Genomic DNA, 21,419 nt, shown 5'->3' with positions numbered 1-21,419 from the left:
GGATCTATCTATCAATGTTAACTCTATCACAGAATGTCGATTTTACAAAAGAGTAATTCTTACAGCGTACTCAGTGAAACTTATTGATTTAGCTAACTTTTTGATTTTTTAGGGTAAAAATGTGTCAGCCAAATTTACAAAATCTTCAGTTATACTGTAAACCATAACTGAACAAATGATTAAAAGAGTATTTATGCCAGTTATCGATAATTTCTATGCTATTTTGCAATAGTATACGTTCACTGCTCGACAGGCTTGGGTGCCATATATCGGCTATCAAAACCAACCGAACCTGCTCACTATTATTTATTGCTTCATGAATATAAGAGTCGTCAAATAAAAGGGGGACTCCTTCCTTCCATGTTTTTTTAATATCGCCTACTTTAATAAACAACTCACCTTTTGGAACCATTATGGGTAGATGAAGCGTTAATTTAAAGTTTGAAAGTCCGTAATGAGGCGGGATATGAGTTCCAGGTTTTAAGATAGAAAGCATCACCTCTGGAGCATGAGGTGGGCAGTCCGCTAGAGGTAACTGCTTAATATAACTTGCTAATACTGGATATTCACTGGAGTCGTAACGCACTCCTTTCTGATTTTGGAGAATTATAGAACTCCAATTCTCATTATTCCTCAAAGATTCTAGAGAGCTTTTGGTCGGAGCATCAGATTGATAGTAAGGGCGAGACTGGCTGGAGCTGAATAAGTCAATTATTTCTTCTTTTAATGATTGAAAATCAGAGGGAGCTAATTGCTTGACTGATTCAGTATTGTGCCATGCGGACTCTTTCAGTCCTGGATAGTGAAGATATGTAGGGCGTTGATATTCTGAATGAATGTTTTTTAATGCCAATTTAGAGTTGAATATGTTGTTTACGAAGGCTTTAAAATTAAGATTTACCTCAAGTTGTTTATTCTTATCTAGAATCTGAGATTTCAAAATATCTAATGATAAGTTTACAAACGAAGATAATTGTTTGACATTTTTATTGAAAAAATCCTTGTCAGACTCTTCGATGATTTTTTTAGATAGAATATTCAGATAATTAAATGCATCATTTTTTTTCTGATCATTATTGAGCCAGATTATTAATGCTAGTAGGTTAGATTTGTCATTTGGATTGAACTGATAAATTTCTTTTAGCGTAGTTATAAATGAATCAGTCTTTTGTAGTTCAAAATATATTTGAGCTTTTAACTGTAAAGAATTACCAAAACTACCTGAGTCTTTGCTTGAAATAGTGTCAATAATTGATAAAGCTGTATTGTAATTTTTTTTCTTATAGGCAGCGAATGCAGATTCAAAAAAATCATTCATTACGCTTTTTCTAATTTCACAGCAAATGTAAATCTTGGCTGAAGGCAGTTCCTATTCGGTGCTTTGCCTGCATGTAAAAGATGGCTATCAAATAAAACCAAGCGGCCAGGTTTGGGCGTACATACAAACTCGGCATCACCTTCATCACTATAAAATAAAGTTTCACCGCCCCAGTCATGGTGCCATTTAGTGCAAATAAACCACAAAGCGGTTATTTCGGCACCTGGCTCTGAACTATCTCTGTGGCTATAAAGCATATCGCCAAAACTAGCGTAGTTACAATAATGTCGGTAAGGATGATAATTAGATGCATCACCTGTAAAGTCGCTTAATGCTAATAACAAATTTGAATACATTGGTGTCGATTTAAACTCTTCTATAGACAAATTAAGAGCCCAATGTGGAGAGTTTTGAGTTTCAGCTTTAGCAACTTCGTTTTTGGTGAAAGGAGCATTTTGAAAAGCTCGATCTAAAGCTACAACTTCATTTTGCTTGAGTAGCCCGTCATAAATGGCTATTTTTCTATCTTGAATTGATCCGGTTCTTACTGGCTTCAATTGAGGCTCCTCGAATATAAGTTTAGCTCTAAATTATCTTTCCAAGTACTGTAATTTATTTTCAACACCGTCCCATTCTTCTGCATCTTCAGGTGCATCTTTTTTCTCGGTAATATTGGGCCAAATTTCTGATAGCTCGGCATTTAATTCAACAAAGCTTTCTTGACCAGCCGGCACATCATCTTCTTCAAAGATAGCTTCAGCGGGGCACTCAGGTTCACATAGAGCGCAATCAATACACTCATCAGGATTGATCACTAAAAAATTGGGACCTTCATAAAAGCAGTCCACAGGACAAACTTCAACACAATCGGTGTGTTTACATTTAATACAATTATCAGTTACTACAAAGGCCATGCTATTTCCTGGGTCGGTCAATAATTGAAATCAAGATTACAGGCGCTATTTTAGCGATTCTCTAAGTTTATACAATAGATCGAGTGCTTGTCTTGGTGATAATTCGTCAATCTCAATAGATTTTAAAGTGTTCTCTACTTCTGATTCCTGCTGGGTTATTTGTTCGATTTGCGATAGTTCAATTTCTGGTATTGCCGCTTCATTAGTACCTGACTTTTCTAAATGTTTTAATAGCTGATTGGCCACGCTGATGACCACTTTAGGTAAGCCAGCCAATTGGGCGACCTGAATGCCGTAGCTCTGACTGGCTGGGCCATCATTAACCTTGTGCGAGAAAATTAAGTTCGAGCCTTCGGAGTCTTGATGCTCGGTGGCACCAAAATGCACATTCTCCATTTTATCCCAAGATTCAGCCTGTTGGGTCAGCTCGAAATAGTGGGTCGCAAAGAGGGTAAAGGCATTTATTTTTTCATGGATATATTGAATCGTTGCAGAAGCTAAAGCTAAACCGTCAAAGGTCGAGGTTCCTCGGCCAATCTCATCCAACAAAATTAAACTTTTGTTAGTGGCGTTATTTAAAATATTGGCAGTTTCCGACATCTCAACCATAAAGGTTGAGCGGCCAGAAGCTAAATCATCAGAAGCACCTATACGGGTAAAGATTCGATCAACTGTGCCTATTTCAGCGCTTTGAGCTGGCACAAAACATCCAATATGCGCCATTAGTACTATCAAGGCAGTTTGTCGCATATAAGTCGATTTACCGCCCATATTTGGCCCCGTAATAATCAAACTACGACGAGATTTATTTAAAGCTAAATCATTAGCAATAAAGGGCTCATCCAAATGATATTCTACTACAGGGTGTCTGCCTTGTTGAATATCGATGGAGTTGTCATTGATTAAAGTAGGGCGGTTAAGCTCTAATGATTCAGCGCGTTCTGCAAAACAAGTGAGCAAATCAAGCTCAGCTACTGCATTGGCGGTGGATTGAATTTTTGCTACATATTGCTGCAACTCAGAGATGAGTTTTGCGTAAATTTTCTTTTCCAGCGCTAAGGCTCTTGATTTGCTGGATAAGACTTTTTCTTCGTACTCTTTTAATTCGGGCGTAATAAATCGCTCGTTATTTTTTAAGGTTTGTCGGCGAATATAATGTGCAGGAGCTTGTTCAGATTGAGCCCGGGATATTTCTATATAAAAACCATGCACCTTGTTGTAACCAACTTTTAAAGTGCTTAAGCCGGTTTGTTCTTTTTCGTCATTTTCAAGTCGCAACATAAAGTCGCTGGCATCAGAAGCGAGACTTTTTAATTCATCTAAATCAGCATTAAAACCATTGGCAATCATGCCACCATCACGAATAACCATTGGAGGTTGCTCAATAATTGATTGATTCAAAAGGTCTTGAATGTTTTCTAAACTATGAATGGTTGAGCTCAAATCAATTGAAAGTTTATTATCGGATAAATATTGATTTAAAGTTTGCGATGCACACAAACCATTTTCGAGTCGCTTTAAGTCACGAGGGTTGGCACTGCCTAAGGCCAGCCGGGTGGATATGCGCTCGATATCGGCTATATCACTTAAGATTTCTTGCAGCTCAATAAATCGGTGTTCTTGTTGAATTTGAGAAACTGCATTTAGGCGCGACTCAATCTGAGCTTTGGTACTTAATGGAGCATGTAACCAGCGTTTTAATAGACGAGCCCCCATGACCGTTTTGGTAGAGTTTAATACTTCAAATAAAGTGTTTGCAGTACCGCCTTGTAAATTTTCAGTGAGCTCTAAATTACGACGAGTTGCCGGATCTAGAGTAAGCTGTTGGCTGTCTTGGTGACGTTGCAAAGTGCGGATATGGGGTAAAGAATTTAGCTGAGTATTTTTTGCATAGGTTAAAACTGCACCGGCAGCGCAAACGGCTAAATTAAAATCATCACAACCAAAAGAATCTAAGTTTTTAACTTGAAAATGGTTTAATAAATTAGCAAGATTTTGCTCATAATCGAAAGCAAAATCAGGTTGCCACTTGATGCTGGTTTCTAAGTTGCCTAGAAGAGATTGAGAACCATCTTCTTGTAGTGCATCGCTAATGACCATTTCTGCAGGTTTTACTCGGTATAGCTCCGCTTGGAAATCACTTTTATTATCAAATTCAGATAACCAAAAACGGCCAGAAGCCATATCAATACAAGCCAGTCCATAGCTATGGTATTTTTTGTAAGCCGCGGCTAGCAGTTGCTCTGAATTGGCATCTAACAGGTTTTCATCATAAAGGGTTCCCGGAGTCACAATGCGAACCACTTTCCGATCAACCGGTCCTTTACTGGTAGCGGGATCGCCAATTTGCTCGCATATCGCTACTGATTCGCCTAGTTTAACTAATCTCGCTAAATAACCATCTACCGCATGAAACGGAACTCCTGCCATTGGAATTGGCTCGCCTGCAGAAGCACCGCGTTTGGTCAGAGTTAAATCAAGAATTTCAGCAGCGCGTTTAGCATCCTCATAAAACAACTCATAAAAATCACCCATACGATAAAAGAGAAGATAATCGGGATGTTCGTTTTTAAGTCGCCAGTATTGGCGCATCATTGGAGTATGCTGCTGCAAAGCAGGATCATTTGCAGAGGTTTTATCGGATTTCGCCATGGAGTAATTATTATATTATGATGCCATTATCTATTGCCTATAGCTTAACGGATCTGGCTATAAACATAAATAAAGAAAACCAGTAGGTGACGCTTGCAACAATTAGAACAACTGAAATTAACCGCACAAAAATTAATCGACAAAGAACTGATGGTAGTTACGGCTGAATCTTGTACTGGCGGCATGATCTCAGCTGCTTGTACGAATTTGGCCGGAAGTTCGCAATGGTTTGATAGAGCTTTTATCACATACTCCAACAATGCAAAACATGAAATGTTAGGCGTTCCCATGGAGCTTATCGAAGCGGCTGGCGCCGTCTCCATGGATGTGGTGAAAAGTATGGCCAAAGGCGCTTATAATCGCGCAGGTAAAGGTAAGCGCATCGCAATAGCCGTAAGTGGTATCGCAGGTCCAGATGGGGGCTCTGAAGATAAGCCAGTTGGAACTGTCTGGTTTGGTTATGCTCATGCTTTAGGAGCTGGTGCTCATAAATTAGTTTTTGCGGGAAATAGGGTGCAAGTGCGCCAACAAACAGTCGAAAAAGCTTTAGAATTGATTGATAGTTTGATTGAAGATTTTGCATAAAAAAAGCAGACTCGAAAGTCTGCTTTTTTAAAAGAGTAGTCGTATTAAGCGGCTACAATGTTCTCAGCTTGTGGGCCTTTTGGACCTTGTGCTACAACGAACTCAACTGGTTGACCTTCTGCAAGAGTTTTAAAGCCAGAGCTGCTAATAGCGCTGTAGTGTGCAAAAACGTCTGGGCCGTTTTCTTGCTCAATAAAACCAAAACCTTTAGATTCGTTGAACCATTTAACGGTTCCTTTAACTGTGTTAGACATAATAATATCCTGTATTTTAAATAAAAGTGTGCCTTCAATAGGCATGAATTGCTTTGAAAATAGACTGTGACTTAAAAACTGCAGGACGAGATATTACGAATAAAAACTGCGAAATGTAGTGATGTAAATAATAGACTTGCTTTCTAGCTGTTGCACACTCTATAGACAAACTATCGCTGTGTCGAGCTTTATTTTATCTCTGTGATTTGTCGGGAGGTGGGAATCTAGCTTGAATCTTGATTTAAGGTTGAAGATGATCCCCGCTTGCGCGGGGATGGCGTGTTTTTAGTGTTTTACCAACCGCACTGACGATCTTTGTTTTGCTCGTCTAACCATGCTTTAAGTGGTGCATAGTATTCTAGTACAGCTGTAGCATCCATTTCTCTTTGGCCTGTCATGGCTTCTAATGCATCTGGCCATGGACGTGAAGCGCCCATTTCCAACATAGCATTTAACTTCGCGCCCGCTTCTTTATCGCCATAGAAAGAGCAGCGGTGAAGTGGACCTTCGTTGCCTGACATTTTGCACATGTCACGGAAGAATTGGAATTGCAAAATATGCGCTAAGAAATACCGTGAGTAAGGTGTATTACCAGGGATATGATATTTTGCACCTGGATCAAAGTCGCTTTCACTTCGTGCTACTGGCGGTTTTAAACCTTGATATTTTTCACGCAGATCCCACCAGCCTTGGTTGTAGTTTTCAGGTGTAATTTCGCCGTTGAAAACTTTCCAACGCCATTGGTCGACTAATAAACCAAATGGTAAGAAAGCTACTTTATCTAAAGCAGAACGCATTAACAAAGCAACATCCGCTGACGCGTCCGGCTCTGCATCAATTAAACCAATTTGTTTTAAATATTTTGGTGTAATTGAAAGGGCGACGGTATCACCAATCGCTTCGTGGAAGCCATCATTAGCACTGTTTTTATAGTACAAAGATTGATCCATATATGCGCGTTGGTAATAGTTATGGCCTAATTCATGGTGTACGGTTTGGAAATCATCAGCGTTGATTTCTGTACACATTTTAATGCGGATATCTTCTTTATTATCCAAGTCCCAAGCTGAAGCGTGACACTGTACATCACGGTCGCGAGGTTTTACGAATAAAGAACGATCCCAGAAAGTTTGTGGTAATGGATCAAAGCCTAGCGACGAGAAGAAATCTTCTCCAGTCTTAACCATTTTCTTAACCGCAGTTTCTTTTTCGGCATGGGTCACTACTTCATGGTCAACCCCATAAAACTTTTCTAGTAAAGGGTTGATGTCAATGCCTTTGCCGCCATCTTTAGGACCAGCGATATCATAAATGTTAGCCCATTGCTGTGCCCACATGTTACCGAATAAATGTGCTGGCATAGGCCCTTCCGTAGAAACCACTTCATCGCCATACTGTTTATTCATTTCTGCGCGAACGTGACAGTGAAGCGCATCATACAAAGGACTGACTTGTCCCCATAGACGATCAAGCTCTGCTGCAAAGTCATCTGCTGGCATGTCGTATTTCGAGCGCCACATAGCGCCAGTGTCTTTATAACCTAACTCTTTCGAACCTTCGTTAGCGATTGAGACCATTTCTTCATACAGCGGACGCATTGGCTTAGAAATTTCGCGCCAACCCTGCCAAGCTTTTAATAGTTCTGCTGGATCACGAGATTTGACTAAAGTTTGGGTTAATTGACCAAGAGGGCGGCCATCTGGGCTACGACCTTGCGCATAAATACTGTCTAACTTAGAAGTGATTTCTGCTAATTTTTTAGTTTTATCAGCGTCAGATGGTGCTGGTAAAGTTAAACCAAGCTTAATCATTTCCAGTTTGCGTGCCACATCATAAGGTAAGTCTAAGCCATTGAACCTTTTTGCTTTGTTAGCGAGTTCAACGCCTAATTTGGTGTAACGCTCACCAACTTCTGCATTCAAAGCAGTGGTGTCTTCAGTGACAAAGTTTGCATTGACCCAAGCGATCTTAGCGCCATAATCCGATAGATCCGATAGCTCTTTTTCAGCCTCATCAACAAAAATTGCTGCTTCTTCAGCGGTTGGTGCTTTGGCGCTGGCGATTGCTTTTGGACTTTCCGTAGATTGTTCTTGGCTATTGTTTGCATCGCTACAGGCCGTGATGCCAAATATGGCTGCGATAGTTAGCGTGCTCGCAATACTTTTCCTAAATTTTTTCATAGATAATAGTCTCTTTTGTCATTTACTGGAGCCGAATTAATATTGCAGCTCTTCAGAATCGATATTCCCAAATATATCAGCCAGTCATTATAACTATTTTCGGTTGTTTTAGAAGATTGCACTAGTGTGTCTTGTGAAGGAATTGGGTAGAATGACCACAATTATTAGAAAAATACTAATTTTGGAGCTGCAATTCTAATGTATGGCCCATTAATGCTCGATTTAGAGGGATTAACGCTTAATAGTCGTGAAAGGGATTTATTGAAAAACCCAATGGTTGGCGGCTTGATTTTATTCAGCCGAAACTATGCCTCAACTAATCAGGTCGCAGACTTATGCATGGCTGTGCGTGAAGAGTCTGCGGGCGATATTATTATTGCTGTGGATCATGAGGGTGGCAGAGTTCAGCGTTTTAGGGAAGGTTTTAGTGTTATTCCGCCAATGGGTGACATTTTACAGCAAACTCAAGACATCCAACTAGCACAAGAAAAAGCTTATAACTGCGGTGCTATGATCGCGATGGAAGTGCAGGGCGTTGGGATTGATATTAGTTTTGCCCCAGTACTGGACTTAAATCGTGAAATTAGTGAAGTGATTGGCGATCGAGCGTTTTCAAGTCAGATTGACGAAGTGATCGAGCTAGGCCGAGCTTTTATTAAAGGTATGAACGACTATGGTATGGCAACTACGGCTAAGCATTTTCCAGGGCATGGCTCTGTACGCGCGGATTCGCACATAGAAATACCGATTGATGATAGACCTCGTGAGCAAATTATTTCGCAGGATATGCGAGTGTTTTCTGAGTTAGCGCAAGACTATCAAGCGGTGATGCCAGCGCACGTTATTTATCCGTCAGTTGATAAGCATCCTGCTGGTTTTTCTCAAACTTGGCTACAGGATATTTTGCGTCAGCAACTGGGTTTTAATGGTGTTATCTTTAGCGACGATTTATCCATGGAAGGGGCAACTGTTGCAGGAGATTATCATGCTCGGGCTGATATAGCTCTTGAAGCCGGCTGCGATATGGTGCTGGTGTGCAATCATCCAAAAGAAGCTCAAGAGTTGGCTGATGCTGCCAAGCTAACTGTAAATAGCGAAAACTCTGTTCGAATTGCGACTATGGCGGGTAAAGCTATCGAATACGATTTAGCTAAGGTTTTCGACAGTGAAAAGTGGCAACAAATTAAGCAGAAACTCGCTTAGCACCTATTAAGATTTATCAAAAGTTATTAATCGAATATGACAACAATTACAGAAACCACCTCAAGGCTTGAACAATGGTTAGCTGCATTGCCGAGCTACTGGCAATTGATTGCGATTGCTACTTTAACCATTGTTTTTTATATGCTGTGGCGCTTTTTAAATGCTCGCTTGATCAAGCGATTTGCAGCTACTAAAAATTTATGGGATGACGCAATCCTGCATGCGTTAAATAAACCAGTATCCATGGCCATTATCATTATAGGTTTTTTGTTTGGTTTAGAGTCAGTGCAAAATACTTATCTGGATGAACCAGTTATCTCGGCAGAGATACTGAGTAGTTTGAAGCGGGTATTGGTGGTTTTTGCTATTACTTTAGGCTTGATTCGATTGATTAATAAAGTTGAAGCGAGCATTTTAGACAGCGATAGTAATTATCAGGTAAAGCTTGATGAAACTGGCGTTTTAGCCGTCAGTAAATTATTGCGACTAATCGTTATTGTGATTAGCACTTTAATTATCTTTCAGCTACTAAATATTCCGATTGCCGGTGTGTTGACTTTTGGTGGTATTGGCGGTGTTGCTGTGGGTTTCGCTGCTAAAGATTTGTTGGCAAATTTCTTTGGTGGCTTAATGATCTTCTTAGATAAGCCTTTTAAAGTTGGTGATTGGATCCGCTCGCCGGACAAAGAGATAGAAGGCACGGTTGAAAATATTGGTTGGCGACAAACTCGTATTAGAACTTTTGATAAAAGACCTTTGTATGTGCCGAACGCTACTTTTACCAATATCTCGGTAGAAAATCCTTCGCGCATGACCAATCGCAGAATCAATGAGAGTATTGGTTTACGTTATGATGATTGGCAAAAAGTAGAGACCATTGTTGGGAAGGTTAAGACTATGTTGCAGCAGCACGAAGAAATCGATCAAACTGCAACCCTTATGGTGAATTTCGATAAATTTGCCGCTTCGTCTTTAGACTTCTTTATTTATACCTTTACCAAAACGCGCGACTGGGCTGAGTATCACGAAATTAAGCAAGATGTTTTGCTTAAAATCATGAATATCATTGAACAAGAAGGTGCAGAAATTGCTTTCCCAACGTCGACCTTACATATGAATACTAATGTATTAGAGAAAAGCCATGAATCATAAAACCGATCAAGAAACCGATAGCTTTACCGAATTAACGCCAAGAGAAGAGCTGGTGGCTAAGCTTAATGGCGAAACCGCGATTGTCGCTTGGCAAGAAATAGAGCGTTTTTTTGCTAAAGGTAATTTGTTATTGGTAGAAAAGGACGTTGATTTGATTAATTGCGCGGCAGATATGTCTATGGATAATGGTGAAGAAATTGGCAAGCTGATTAATGAAGAGAAAATTCAAGCGATGCCTGTAGAGTTTGTAAAGAGAAACTGCAAGCCCGAAACAGAATTTTGGACGGTAGTGGTAGCGCCATATATTTTGGCGCAACTGAAATAAGAAAAAAGCCTGAGATTAACTCAGGCTTTATATTTCAATAACTAGATATTGCTCTGAAGAAATAACACCAAATTCTTTAACCAGCATGCACTACAGCATGAACCACATGGTTATATTCGAAATAAACAGTCATATTGTCATAACGCCAAGTAGATATTGGTGGCTGGCCAACTGGTCCAGACATTGATGATGGCTCACCAAATTTCTTGCGCACTTGTGATTTAGAAATTCCACGTTTAGGAGTTTCAACATTTGCTTGCTTTTGGGCGCCTACAGGGACTTTTACTTCATCAGCGAGTATCGCAGTATTGGTACCAAGTCCAAGTCCGCTGGCTAAAAGTAAGACTGCTAATTTTTTCATGGCTAAAATTCCTTATTTGTTTAGCCTTATAATAGCAAAAACAAATACTTAGTAAAATATTTTCAAGGTTTAATCCAAATTATTGAGAATTGGTTGATTTTAAAAGGTGAACCATTCACTATACCGCCTATCAAAGACGTAACGTGGCTCTAAGTCGGGTCAGAGTTACTTTTTAGCATAAATTAAGAATTACAAAATTATTAGGAGGTCAGAAAAGTAACTCTGACCCTATTTAAATATGAAGCTACCTTTTTCCTTATTCGTTGGACTCCGCTATACCCGTGCTAAGCGTCGTGATCGCTTTATTTCACTGATCTCTATTATTTCTATGGTTGGGATCGCGCTAGGCGTTATGGTTTTGATCACCGTGATGTCGGTAATGAATGGTTTCGAACGTGAATTACGAGATCGTATTTTAGGCGTTTCGCCGCACGTATTAGTGCAAGATTTTTCAGGTGAACTGAAAGGTTGGCAAGAAGTTGAAGAAAAGGTCAAGCAAAGTCCGCAAATACTAGGTGCTTCCCCCTACATTCAGTCGGAAACCATGTTTAGACATTTTGGCTTGAATCAAGTTGGCATGGTGCAAGGTATCTTGCCGGAAAAATTATCTGAAGTTTCTGTAGTTCCGGCCAATATGAAAGCGGGTTCAATTGACGATTTAGAAAAAGGTAAGTACAACATAATTCTTGGCTCAACTTTATCTAGACGCTTGGCAGCAGGTGTTGGCGATAAAGTTACTCTATTGATTTTAAGTCAAACCAAGATGAGTCTTGCGGGGATCAATACTCGCAGTAAACGATTCACGGTTGTCGGTATTTTCGATACTAAGTCGGAAGTCGATCAAGGCTTAGCTTTTGTGCATATGGATGATGCCGCGAGCGTTTTGCGAATTAAAGATGGCGTAACAGCGTTACAGCTAAAAACACAAGACGTTATGAAAGCTTATGATACGGCTTATGAAGTGAATGACATTTTAAAAGGCGATTACTTGTTGTCTGACTGGACGCGTCAGCATCAAACACTTTTTAATGCGATTGATATGGAAAAAAAGATAATGTTTATTCTTTTGATCTTTATCATTATGGTTGCAGCCTTTAATATCGTCACCTCATTGGTGATGCTGGTAAATGAAAAACAATCGGATATCGCGATTCTAAGAACCTTGGGTGCTAGCCCTGCTTCTGTAATGAAAATCTTTATGACCTCTGGATTTATTAATGGCTTGATTGGAACCGTTGTTGGCGTGGTTTTAGGTATGCTGTTGGCAACCTATTTACCAGATATTGTCAGTTGGATAGAGGTCACTTTTGACGTTCGAGTATTCCCGCAGAATGTATATTTTGTAAACGAATTGCCGACTCATCTTATTATGAAAGATGTTATACAAATTGGCATTTACTCTTTTGCTATTAGTCTTTTTGCTACTATCTATCCAGCATGGAAGGCTTCTCGTATTCAACCAGCAGAGGCGCTACGCTATGAGTAATTTAATAGAAGTTAATAACTTAAGCCGTAGCTATAAGGACGGAGCTCTGCAGGTAGATGTTTTAGAGAATTTAAACTTTACTGTTGGCAAATCTGAACAGCTAGCGATCGTTGGTGCTTCTGGTTCGGGTAAAAGTACTTTACTACATTTAATTGGAGCCCTGGATAAACCCAATTCTGGTGAAGTGATTATTAATGGTCAGAATATTCATAAATTATCTCGCAAAGCTCAAGGTGACTTCCGTAATCAATACATTGGTTTTGTGTATCAATTCCATCATTTATTACCTGAATTTACCGCACAAGAAAATGTCGCTATGCCATTAATAATTAGTGGTATGAATCGTTCTAAAGCGTTAGCTGAAGCAGATGCTGTAATTGAAAAAGTTAATTTATCTAATCGAAAACTCCATAAACCCGCAGAGCTATCAGGTGGCGAACGACAAAGGATAGCCTTTGCTAGAGCGATTGTTAATAAGCCGCTGGTAGTATTAGCCGATGAGCCTACAGGTAACCTTGATCACGCTACGGCTGAAAAAGTTTATAATTTGATGTGTGAGTTAAACCAAGAGCTAGGCACTAGCTTTGTAACCGTGACTCATGATTTAGAGTTGGCTGGTAAGATGCAAAGGCAAGTTAAGCTAGAAGATGGACAATTAACCGGTATGGATTAACGGACAAGTTTTTCTATACTTTTATCTTCAGCACTGATGCAAACTCGATTACGACCTTCAGCTTTGGCTTGATATAATTTCATGTCAGCTTCATGGATAATTTCATCTAGATTTGCTAGCTTTTGAGTGCATATGCCAATACTTATAGTTACTTTAACGGCTTTACCGTTGACTTTGATAACCTTATTTTCTACGGCATCTTTCAGTTTGTTAAAAATAATTTCGGTATTTTTGAGATCAACCTTGTCGATATAGATAGCAAATTCTTCACCGCCAAATCTTCCAGCTAAATCAGATGCTCTAATATTATCTTTTAAAATCGAGGCGACTTCCTTAATTACAACATCACCTACATGGTGGCCATAAGTGTCGTTCACTTCCTTAAAGTGGTCGATGTCAATTAGGCCAAATGCAAAAGATTCTTTGTATCTCAAGTTTTTCTTATAGCAATGCTTACTGAGTTCTAAAAAGTGGCGACGATTGTTGATTCCAGTAAGGTAATCTAAAGTTGCTAAAGCTTTCAATTCTTCGACTTGCTCAATACGGGTTAAGTGTTGATTGATTCGAAGATAAAATTCTTCTGCCAATAATGTCTGTCTAGTAATGAAGTCATCTGCCCCATGTTTTAAGAAATTGGCTGCCATTAATGGGTCGCCATTTGCAGAAATTCCGATGATGACCAACTCATCTCTATTGAATTGCATCCGAAGTTTCTTAGCCAACTCGCAGCCATTAATTTTGGGCATATGGTAATCGGTAATAACCATTTTTATATTTCGGTTATTCTGCACTTGTTGCAGTACCTTTTTGGGCTCGCTTTCAAGAAGCAGAGTGTAACCATGCACCTCGAGAAGCTTCTTTAAGAAAGTGATATTGGTTTTTGAATCGTCTACTACAAGAATTTCCGTATTGTAGTTTTTTCTAAGTCGAGCAAGCGATTTGATAATGTAATCTATCGAATATTTATCGTGCTTAATAACATAATCAACTACACGGTGTGACCAAATAAAATCGCGAATTTTTTCTGTAATATCGCTGATCATAACAATCGAAGGGATTTCGTAGTTAACTAAGAGTTGGATAATTTCGCCATTTGGCGCATCAGGCAAACGAAAGTCAAGAAGTGCTGCATCGATAGAGTCTAGACTAACACTCTCCATAAGCTGGCGCGCTTCTGCATAAGTAGTCGCGTATTCAACTTTATAGGGTAGCTCTGCTTCGATTTGCTTTTTGATGAGTTGGCAAAAGAATTTGCTATCATCAACAACAACAATAGTGTTCATTATGTTTTCTAGTTATTATTGAAAACCTCAAACTTGCGCGCAATATACAGGAAATTGTTTGATTTATATACAGATTTTTGATTTTAATAGAAAGGGTGGAGTGCTTAAGAGATTAATATAAATTTTTAGGTGATAATTATTTCCCATTGAACTCTATTTAAAAAATAGTAAATAAAAGTTAATCATCTTCACCAATATGTAACTTTTCTTTTAACTTCTCTTTCCAACGTTCTTTTCTAGCGCGCCAAGCCATAACCACATGATAGCGCCAAGCCAGTTGGATGCTAAAATAGCCTAATATTGATGCAACGATACTGCAAATAAGGCAACCCAATAAGAATGGCTTCCAAATAAGCACCAGTTCATTCTGTAACCACTCCATAGAAAGTTGGAATTCAAACGGACTTTCTGGAGTGCCCAATGTCCAAGCGCCAACTTTATAGGCAAAATAAAACATTGGCGGAATGGTAATTGGATTGGTTACCCAGCAAGTTGCTACCGCTACCGGTAAGTTTGCTTTAAGCATAATGGCTAATGCAGCAGCTATGACCATTTGAAAGGGTACTGGTATAAAGGCACAAAATAGACCAATAGCGATTGCCATAGAGGCGGAGTAACGGTTGAGGTGCCACAATTGCGGTTCATGTAGCCAATTCCCAAAAATGCTTAAGAAGCGGTTCTCTTTGATTTTTTTATGATCTGGCGAAATTTTTTTTAAAAACTTGCGTGGCATCGGCTATAAAATTTATACTGTAATTGATTAAAAATTATTCTATAAGGAATGTTATGCTCAAATGGATATTGGGCTTCCTAATAGGCTGCTGCAGTATTTTTTGGTTAAAAGAGCCGTTTTTACTTTTAGAAAGCTCATTAATCATTATCGCAATACTGTTTCTGCTAGTAGTATTAGGAAGAATCAAAAAAGAATCTTACCGTTTAAAAACGGGCTTGTTAATATCCCTAGGTTTTGCCGCTGGAGTTGCCTGGTTAAACATTCACTCGCAACTGAGGCTATCTAAGCAAATTAGAGAACCACTAACTGAATCTCATATTATAGAAGCCAAAGTGGTTTCAATTCCACAAGTTTATGATGGTCTGATCGTATTTAAAGCGAAAGTGCTAACTAGTGATAAGCAGAATTTGAAAGGGTTAAAGCTTAAATTTAGTTGGTATCAGTACAAAGATAGAGATGTAGAAAAGCTTGCCACTGTTGAGATCCCTAAACTAGGCGAGCTATGGCAGTTTAAGGTGAGCATCAAGCCGATTACTTCAGCACTTAATATTGCTGGCTATGATGCCGAACGACAAGCCTTTCTAGAGTCGATTAGCGGAAAAGCGAACATCAAAAATGGCGATGCTAAAAGGCTGTCATTAGTATCTAATTTCTCCATATATGCTCTAAGGCAACTCATCTATGAGCGCTTATCTGAGCATGAAAATGCTGGTATTTTTCAGGCTTTGTTAATTGGTGAGAAATCCCTAGTCAGTGCTAAGCAAAGACAAATCATTCAAGCCTTAGGTATTAGTCATTTATTAGCAATCTCAGGACTGCATATCAGTATTATCGCTGGCTTGTGCTTTTGGTTATCTTATAAAACTATCATTGCAATAAACAAACTAGGTTTCAGCATTTCACCAATCTATATATCCGGAGTTATTAGTTTGCTGGCTGCGATTTCCTATAGTGCTTTAGCCGGTTTTTCTATAGCAACAGTCAGAGCGATGATAATGTGGGGAGTTTTTATATTGGCTATTTCAACTTCGAGTCATAACAGTCTTATACGAGCTCTTGCTATTGCTGCATTGATGGTCTTACTCTTCGATCCAGTAAGCGTTCTCTCCTATGGTTTCTGGTTAACCTTTTTATCCATAGTAATTATCGGTACTGTTTTATTCGGTAGGGTAACCTCGCAAAGCAAATTTTTACTCGGTGTGAAGGTTCAATGGCATATCAGTTTGGGTATGGCGTTGTTGGTTGTCTTTATGTTTCAGCAAATCAGCTTGATTTCATTTGCAATAAATTTAGTGCTGATTCCTGTGTTTAGTATTTTACTTTTGCCATTGATATTTATTAGCATTTTATTGGAAATATTTTTTGATGTTAATTACCCAATAGCTGTCATCGATAACGCCTTATCATCAATATTTAGTTGGATAAATGTAGAGTCATTAAAGTCATTAGGGTTGTTTTTAAAAGCCTATATAATCAAACCGATGTTGTTTCTTCTGCTATTGATTTACTTATTTTTATTAATTCCTATAGGCAAATTAAAGGCTTTGCCCATTATGGCTTTATGTCTAACTATTTTAACTATAACTTTGAATCAGAAAAAAGATCTGGTTTATAAACTGTTAGTGTTTGATGTAGGGCATGGCTCAGCTAATTTAATTTACAATGATGAATATGCAATTTTATATGATACAGGCTTTGCTAATGATGGCTTTTCTTATGCGGAATCAACTTTGATCCCAACTATAAGAAAGCTTGGAATTAAGCAGATTAATTTAATAATTATCAGTCATAAAGATTTAGATCACTCAGGAGGAGCAAAGGCTATTCAAAATGCTTTTGTTATAGATGAGGTTATCGATAGCAGTAGTTGTCAACAACTTAACCACTTTAGCTTTAAAGCTCTACAGCTAGTGTCTTTTAGCTATAAAAGCTTTAATAATTTAAAACCAAATAACAGCTCTTGTGTGGTGAAAGTTATCATTAGAAACACTTCTATTTTACTAACCGGTGATATTGAAAAGGAAGCTGAAAAATATTTGCTAAATAATGATAGTAATCAGTTAAAAGCAGATGTTTTGATTTCTCCTCATCATGGCAGCAATACCTCTTCAACATATCCGTTTATAAAAACGGTTGATGCACCATTAGTCATACATTCCACGGATAGATTTAACCGCTATGGTTTCCCAAAAGATGCAGTGTTGAAGCGTTATAGTGAAATGCACTATCGTCAGTTGTCTACCGGTTGTGCAGGTATGGTAACAATAAAGTTAGGCAGTTTAGAATTGCAGACAGAAAAAATGCGCCAACACAGGCGCATTTGGAGACTTAAAGAATGTCAGTTATAAGCTACTTTAGATTATTACTTTTGCTGCAATTTCATATAATCCAAGGTTAATTGGGTTAATGCTTCAACACCGTATTTCATTCCCGACTCATCGATAAAGAAATCTGGAGTATGATGTGCTGCTGCTTCAGAAGCAGGAGTATCTTTAGGTTTTCCTCCTAAGAAGAAGTATAAGCCTGGAACTTCTTTGGCAAAGAAAGAAAAATCTTCAGCCCCAGTAATGGGCTTAATAATATTGACTTTTTCAACTACGGATTCAAGTGTAGGTAACATCTGCTGAGTTAAAGCCACATTATTGAATGTCACTGGGTAGTTAGAGGAATAGGGGATCTGTACTTCCACCTTTGCATTCATACTCTTACCAATTAGCTCGGCTTTTTCAGTGATGAGTTTACGGGTTTTTTCTTTATCAGCTTGGCTGAAAGTTCTGACAGTTCCTAACATTTCTAATTTCTCAGGAATAATGTTAGAGCGAACCCCACTATGAATAGAACCAATAGTAACTACCGCCGGACTATTTGTAAGATGCATATGACGACTTACTACGGTTTGCAAACCATTTATAATTTGCGCACTGGTAACGATTGGATCGACACTATTCCACGGAGTAGAGCCATGCGATTGCTTACCTTTAATGGTTATTTTCATATCATCTACGCCGGCCATAATACCTTCTGGTTTAACGCCGATAGTACCTACGTCCATGCCTGAACTTATATGTAAGCCAAATACCACATCAACTTTTGGATTTTCTAGTACGCCTTCTTTAACCATTAATTCTGCGCCACCTTCCTCGCCAACAGGTGAGCCTTCTTCTGCCGGCTGAAAGATGAATTTCACTGTTCCAGCTAACTCGTTTTGCATACCGGTTAAAACTTCTGCAACGCCCATTAAAATGGCAACATGCGTATCATGCCCACAGGCATGCATTACTGGAACTTGCTCGCCGTTGTACTCAGCCATCACTTTAGAAGCAAAACTCACAGGAGTACGCTCTTTAACAGGTAGAGCATCCATATCCGCGCGAAGAGCAACTACTGGACCAGGCTTGGCACCCTTTAGAATTGCGATAACGCCGGTATGAGCAACTTCAGTTTGAATTTCTAGGCCAAGAGATTTCAAATGCTTAGTGATGTATTTAGCGGTTTCAAACTCTCGATTTGAAAGCTCCGGGTTTTCATGAATATGACGACGCCATTCTACAACCTTACTTTCAATATCGTAGGTTGATTGGCTAAGCTTAGGCTTGTCTTTGGCATAAGAAGTTGTTGGTGCTAAAACAGCAACAGAGCAAAAGGCTCCCAGTAAAATTGTATTGATTCTTTTTTTATTCATCATGTTTTTATCCATGGGGTTCCATCGTCATTGAACTAAAAAGCCACTTTGCCTTTTTTAACCCTAAAAAGCAACGAGTTAAAGAATCAAAAGGCAATAAAAAAGGCTGCAAAAGCAGCCTTTGGAAACCAACAAGAAGAGTCTTTTAGCTGTTGAAAGTATCGCTCATTTCTTCTTTAGAAAAATCATCAACATTAATGATATCTAATCGGGCTTCTTCTGCTTCCACTACCAATTTAAATTCATCGTCATGAATAAGTCCTTCATCCAGAGCTTCTTTGGCAAAGCTAACGACTTCATGATTTAAAGGTTTTTTGCCTAATGCTGCCGAGAATTTCGCTACTACAGGCTCCATTTCTAATTGCAGTCGAAGTGCTTTATCCACTTTAAACAAGTTGCTGTATTGTGATTCTGACTTATATATACCGTGAGTTAGTTCTTCGCGCATGGCTTCAGGCTGCTGCAATTGCTTAGCGACTTTTCTGCCCAATTTATCCGAAGGAGGGGATAACGGTAACCCTAGCGGAAATACGACTAAACGAAGTAATTTACCCATCCAACCGATAGGGAAGTTACGCAGTACCCCATCAGCCGCCATTTGCGTTTCGTATAAACAATGTTCCATTGACCATTTTACAACATCCTGATCATGCGCCGGACGGCCTTTGTCATCGAAGTGTTTTAAAATTGAACTGGCAATAAATAGATTGCTTAACATATCGCCCAAACGACCAGAAATAGATTCACGGCGTTTCAATTCACCGCCTAAAACACCCATGATCACGTCTGATAGAAAGGCTAGGGCGCTACTAAAGCGAGTGATTCTTTGATAATAACGGCCTGTGAAGTCTGATTGAGGCTTACGGACGAATAGACTTGCTGTTAGCCCTAACCAGAAAGTTCTTACCTTATTGCTCATGGCAAAACCAATATGAGCAAATAATGCTTTATCGAAATCTTTGATGGCTTGGGTTTTATTTTCGTTTTGTGAAGCTTCAATTAGTTTTAAAACGTAAGGGTGACAGCGAATAGAGCCTTGCCCATAAATAATTAAACTACGGGTTAAGATATTGGCACCTTCAACGGTGATTGAAATTGGCGCACCTTGGTAAGCGCGGCCTAGATAGTTTTTTGGCCCCATCATTACGGCTTTACCGCCATGAACATCCATGCCGTCAATCGCACAGTCTTGCGCAAGTTTGGTGGTATGCATTTTAACAATAGCAGAAGCAACCGATGGCTTTTCCCCTGTATCAATACCAGCGGCAGTGAAAGTTCTTACTGCATCTATCATATAAGTCTTACCAGCTATTCGGGCTAATGCTTCCATCACGCCTTCCATATAACCCACAGGCACTTTGAATTGTTTACGAATGCGAGCATAAGCACCGGTAGTATAGGCGACCATCTTGGCACCGCCGGTAGCTCCTGATGGTAAAGAGATTGCACGTCCTGCCGATAAGCAATCCACTAACATACGCCAACCTTGACCAGCCATAGCTTGACCACCAATAATATAGTCCAAAGGTACGAAAACATCTTCGCCTTGGGTCGGACCATTTTGGAATGGGGTGCTGAGCGGGTAATGACGGCGGCCAATTTCAACGCCATCTGTATCTGTTGGAATTAAAGCACAAGTGATGCCCAGTTCTTTTTTATCGCCTAATAAACCGTCTGGATCATACATTTTAAATGCTAGGCCTAATAAAGTGGCTACCGGCGCGAGAGTAATATAACGCTTATTCCAGTTCAGTTTAATGCCGATAACTTCTTCGCCATTCCATTGACCTTTGCAGACTACGCCGCTATCAGGGATGCCGCCAGCATCAGAGCCAGCTTCAACTGCTGTTAGAGCAAAACAAGGTACTTCTTTGCCATCAGCTAAGCGAGGTAAATAATATTTCTTTTGCTCTTCCGTACCGTAATGCATCAATAACTCAGCTGGTCCTAGCGAGTTTGGAACTGAAACTACACTACCGGCAGTTGGGCTTAAGGAATTAATTTTGATCAGAACTTGCGATTGAGCATAAGCAGAAAAACCCAAACCGCCATATTCTTTAGGAATAATAAAGCTAAAGAATCCTTTGTCTTTGATGAATTGCCATACTTCTGGTGGTAAGTCACGATCAATGCTGGTGATCTGCCATTCATTGATCATTGAGCACAATTCTTCTGCTGGGCCAGCTAAAAAGGCTTCTTCTTCAGCAGTTAAAGTCGCTTTAGGTATGTTATGGAAACGTTTCCAATTAGGTTTGCCTGCAAAAACTTCTTGTTCCCACCAAATTGTACCAGCATCTAGGGCTTCTTGTTCGGTATCAGAGATTTTCGGCATAATACCTTTGAAAACGCCCAAGATATTTGCAGATATCGGACGTCTTAGCGCAGGAACATTCAAAGGTATCAAGATAATTGCACTGATAATCCAATGTATGTAGGGAACAGAATAAACAAATCCCCAAATTAGCAATACTGCTAGAATGGCTAAGCTGGTAACTTTTAAACTGGCTCTTTGATAGAGCGTTATTGCTAAAACCAGAAGTAATGAAATCGTTAACATTGATAAGTCCACTTATTTAAGTTCATTTACTAACTTTAACATGCCCTAAAGACATCGTACC

Annotated in this window: 18 protein-coding genes; 7 read left to right on the top strand and 11 right to left on the bottom strand. The window is 39.3% G+C overall.

The window, feature by feature from the left end:
- Positions 1-145: 145 nt before the first annotated feature.
- The 4 genes from GJS41_RS02235 to mutS are packed head-to-tail and all read right to left on the bottom strand — an operon-like array spanning position 146 to position 4,884.
- Positions 146-1,318 (bottom strand): aspartyl/asparaginyl beta-hydroxylase domain-containing protein, encoded by a 1,173-nt coding sequence (locus GJS41_RS02235; RefSeq protein ID WP_154245706.1) that lies wholly within the window; start codon positions 1,316-1,318, stop codon positions 146-148.
- Positions 1,318-1,875, bottom strand: coding sequence for a 2OG-Fe(II) oxygenase (locus GJS41_RS02230; protein WP_154245705.1), 558 nt, complete (start codon positions 1,873-1,875; stop codon positions 1,318-1,320). Before GJS41_RS02230 ends, GJS41_RS02235 begins: the two co-directional genes overlap by 1 nt.
- Before the next feature lie 33 nt (positions 1,876-1,908).
- Positions 1,909-2,232: a ferredoxin FdxA gene (fdxA, locus tag GJS41_RS02225; protein ID WP_154245704.1), complete on the bottom strand. Its 324-nt coding sequence runs from the start codon at positions 2,230-2,232 to the stop codon at positions 1,909-1,911.
- 45 nt (positions 2,233-2,277) lie between these two features.
- Positions 2,278-4,884, bottom strand: a complete 2,607-nt coding sequence (gene mutS, locus GJS41_RS02220) for a DNA mismatch repair protein MutS (protein ID WP_154245703.1) — start codon at positions 4,882-4,884, stop codon at positions 2,278-2,280.
- A gap of 93 nt (positions 4,885-4,977) precedes the next feature.
- Here mutS and GJS41_RS02215 point away from each other — a divergent pair, with 93 nt between their 5' ends.
- Positions 4,978-5,469 (top strand): CinA family protein, encoded by a 492-nt coding sequence (locus tag GJS41_RS02215; RefSeq protein ID WP_227551230.1) that lies wholly within the window; start codon positions 4,978-4,980, stop codon positions 5,467-5,469.
- A 44-nt stretch (positions 5,470-5,513) separates the two neighbouring features.
- Here the strand turns inward: GJS41_RS02215 and GJS41_RS02210 are convergent, their stop codons facing one another.
- Both GJS41_RS02210 and GJS41_RS02205 read right to left on the bottom strand, forming a co-directional pair.
- Complete coding sequence (locus GJS41_RS02210) at positions 5,514-5,723, bottom strand: cold-shock protein (RefSeq protein WP_154245702.1); 210 nt, start codon at positions 5,721-5,723, stop codon at positions 5,514-5,516.
- Between the two features lie 293 nt (positions 5,724-6,016).
- Positions 6,017-7,903: a M2 family metallopeptidase gene (locus GJS41_RS02205; RefSeq protein ID WP_154245701.1), complete on the bottom strand. Its 1,887-nt coding sequence runs from the start codon at positions 7,901-7,903 to the stop codon at positions 6,017-6,019.
- A gap of 198 nt (positions 7,904-8,101) precedes the next feature.
- Here GJS41_RS02205 and nagZ point away from each other — a divergent pair, with 198 nt between their 5' ends.
- The 3 genes from nagZ to GJS41_RS02190 are packed head-to-tail and all read left to right on the top strand — an operon-like array spanning position 8,102 to position 10,583.
- Positions 8,102-9,106 carry a beta-N-acetylhexosaminidase gene (gene nagZ / locus GJS41_RS02200; RefSeq protein WP_227551229.1) on the top strand — a complete coding sequence of 335 codons (1,005 nt, stop codon included), beginning with the start codon at positions 8,102-8,104 and terminating at the stop codon, positions 9,104-9,106.
- 36 nt (positions 9,107-9,142) lie between these two features.
- Complete coding sequence (locus tag GJS41_RS02195; RefSeq protein WP_154245700.1) at positions 9,143-10,258, top strand: mechanosensitive ion channel family protein; 1,116 nt, start codon at positions 9,143-9,145, stop codon at positions 10,256-10,258.
- On the top strand, positions 10,248-10,583 hold the full coding sequence (locus GJS41_RS02190) for a DUF2288 family protein (protein WP_154245699.1): 336 nt from the start codon (positions 10,248-10,250) through the stop codon (positions 10,581-10,583). The genes GJS41_RS02195 and GJS41_RS02190 overlap by 11 nt, the downstream gene beginning before the upstream one ends.
- A gap of 76 nt (positions 10,584-10,659) precedes the next feature.
- Here GJS41_RS02190 and GJS41_RS02185 read toward each other — a convergent pair whose 3' ends face one another.
- Complete coding sequence (locus tag GJS41_RS02185; protein ID WP_154245698.1) at positions 10,660-10,944, bottom strand: hypothetical protein; 285 nt, start codon at positions 10,942-10,944, stop codon at positions 10,660-10,662.
- A gap of 238 nt (positions 10,945-11,182) precedes the next feature.
- Between GJS41_RS02185 and GJS41_RS02180 the strand changes: the two genes are divergently transcribed.
- On the top strand, positions 11,183-12,430 hold the full coding sequence (locus tag GJS41_RS02180) for a lipoprotein-releasing ABC transporter permease subunit (protein WP_154245697.1): 1,248 nt from the start codon (positions 11,183-11,185) through the stop codon (positions 12,428-12,430).
- Positions 12,423-13,103 (top strand): lipoprotein-releasing ABC transporter ATP-binding protein LolD, encoded by a 681-nt coding sequence (lolD, locus tag GJS41_RS02175; RefSeq protein WP_154245696.1) that lies wholly within the window; start codon positions 12,423-12,425, stop codon positions 13,101-13,103. Before GJS41_RS02180 ends, lolD begins: the two co-directional genes overlap by 8 nt.
- On the opposite strand, the gene GJS41_RS02170 is transcribed toward lolD, so the two are convergent.
- Positions 13,100-14,386, bottom strand: coding sequence for a diguanylate cyclase (locus tag GJS41_RS02170; protein WP_154245695.1), 1,287 nt, complete (start codon positions 14,384-14,386; stop codon positions 13,100-13,102). The two genes, lolD and GJS41_RS02170, sit on opposite strands and share 4 nt — an antisense overlap.
- A gap of 178 nt (positions 14,387-14,564) precedes the next feature.
- Entirely contained in the window at positions 14,565-15,119 is a 555-nt protein-coding gene (locus tag GJS41_RS02165) for a DUF2062 domain-containing protein (protein ID WP_154245694.1), read from the bottom strand.
- A gap of 53 nt (positions 15,120-15,172) precedes the next feature.
- Between GJS41_RS02165 and GJS41_RS02160 the strand changes: the two genes are divergently transcribed.
- Entirely contained in the window at positions 15,173-17,467 is a 2,295-nt protein-coding gene (locus GJS41_RS02160) for a DNA internalization-related competence protein ComEC/Rec2 (RefSeq protein ID WP_154245693.1), read from the top strand.
- A 14-nt stretch (positions 17,468-17,481) separates the two neighbouring features.
- Here GJS41_RS02160 and GJS41_RS02155 read toward each other — a convergent pair whose 3' ends face one another.
- A complete protein-coding gene (locus tag GJS41_RS02155; protein WP_255473385.1) occupies positions 17,482-18,804 on the bottom strand; it encodes an amidohydrolase in 1,323 nt (440 codons plus the stop codon).
- A gap of 142 nt (positions 18,805-18,946) precedes the next feature.
- Positions 18,947-21,358, bottom strand: coding sequence for an acyl-CoA dehydrogenase (locus tag GJS41_RS02150; RefSeq protein ID WP_154245692.1), 2,412 nt, complete (start codon positions 21,356-21,358; stop codon positions 18,947-18,949).
- Positions 21,359-21,419: the final 61 nt, after the last annotated feature.

The organism is Kangiella sp. HZ709 (genome assembly GCF_009674675.1).
Lineage (GTDB): Bacteria > Pseudomonadota > Gammaproteobacteria > Enterobacterales > Kangiellaceae > Kangiella.
The sequence above is the reverse complement of the archived record's forward strand: the minus strand, read 5'-3'. Positions and strand labels throughout refer to the sequence as shown.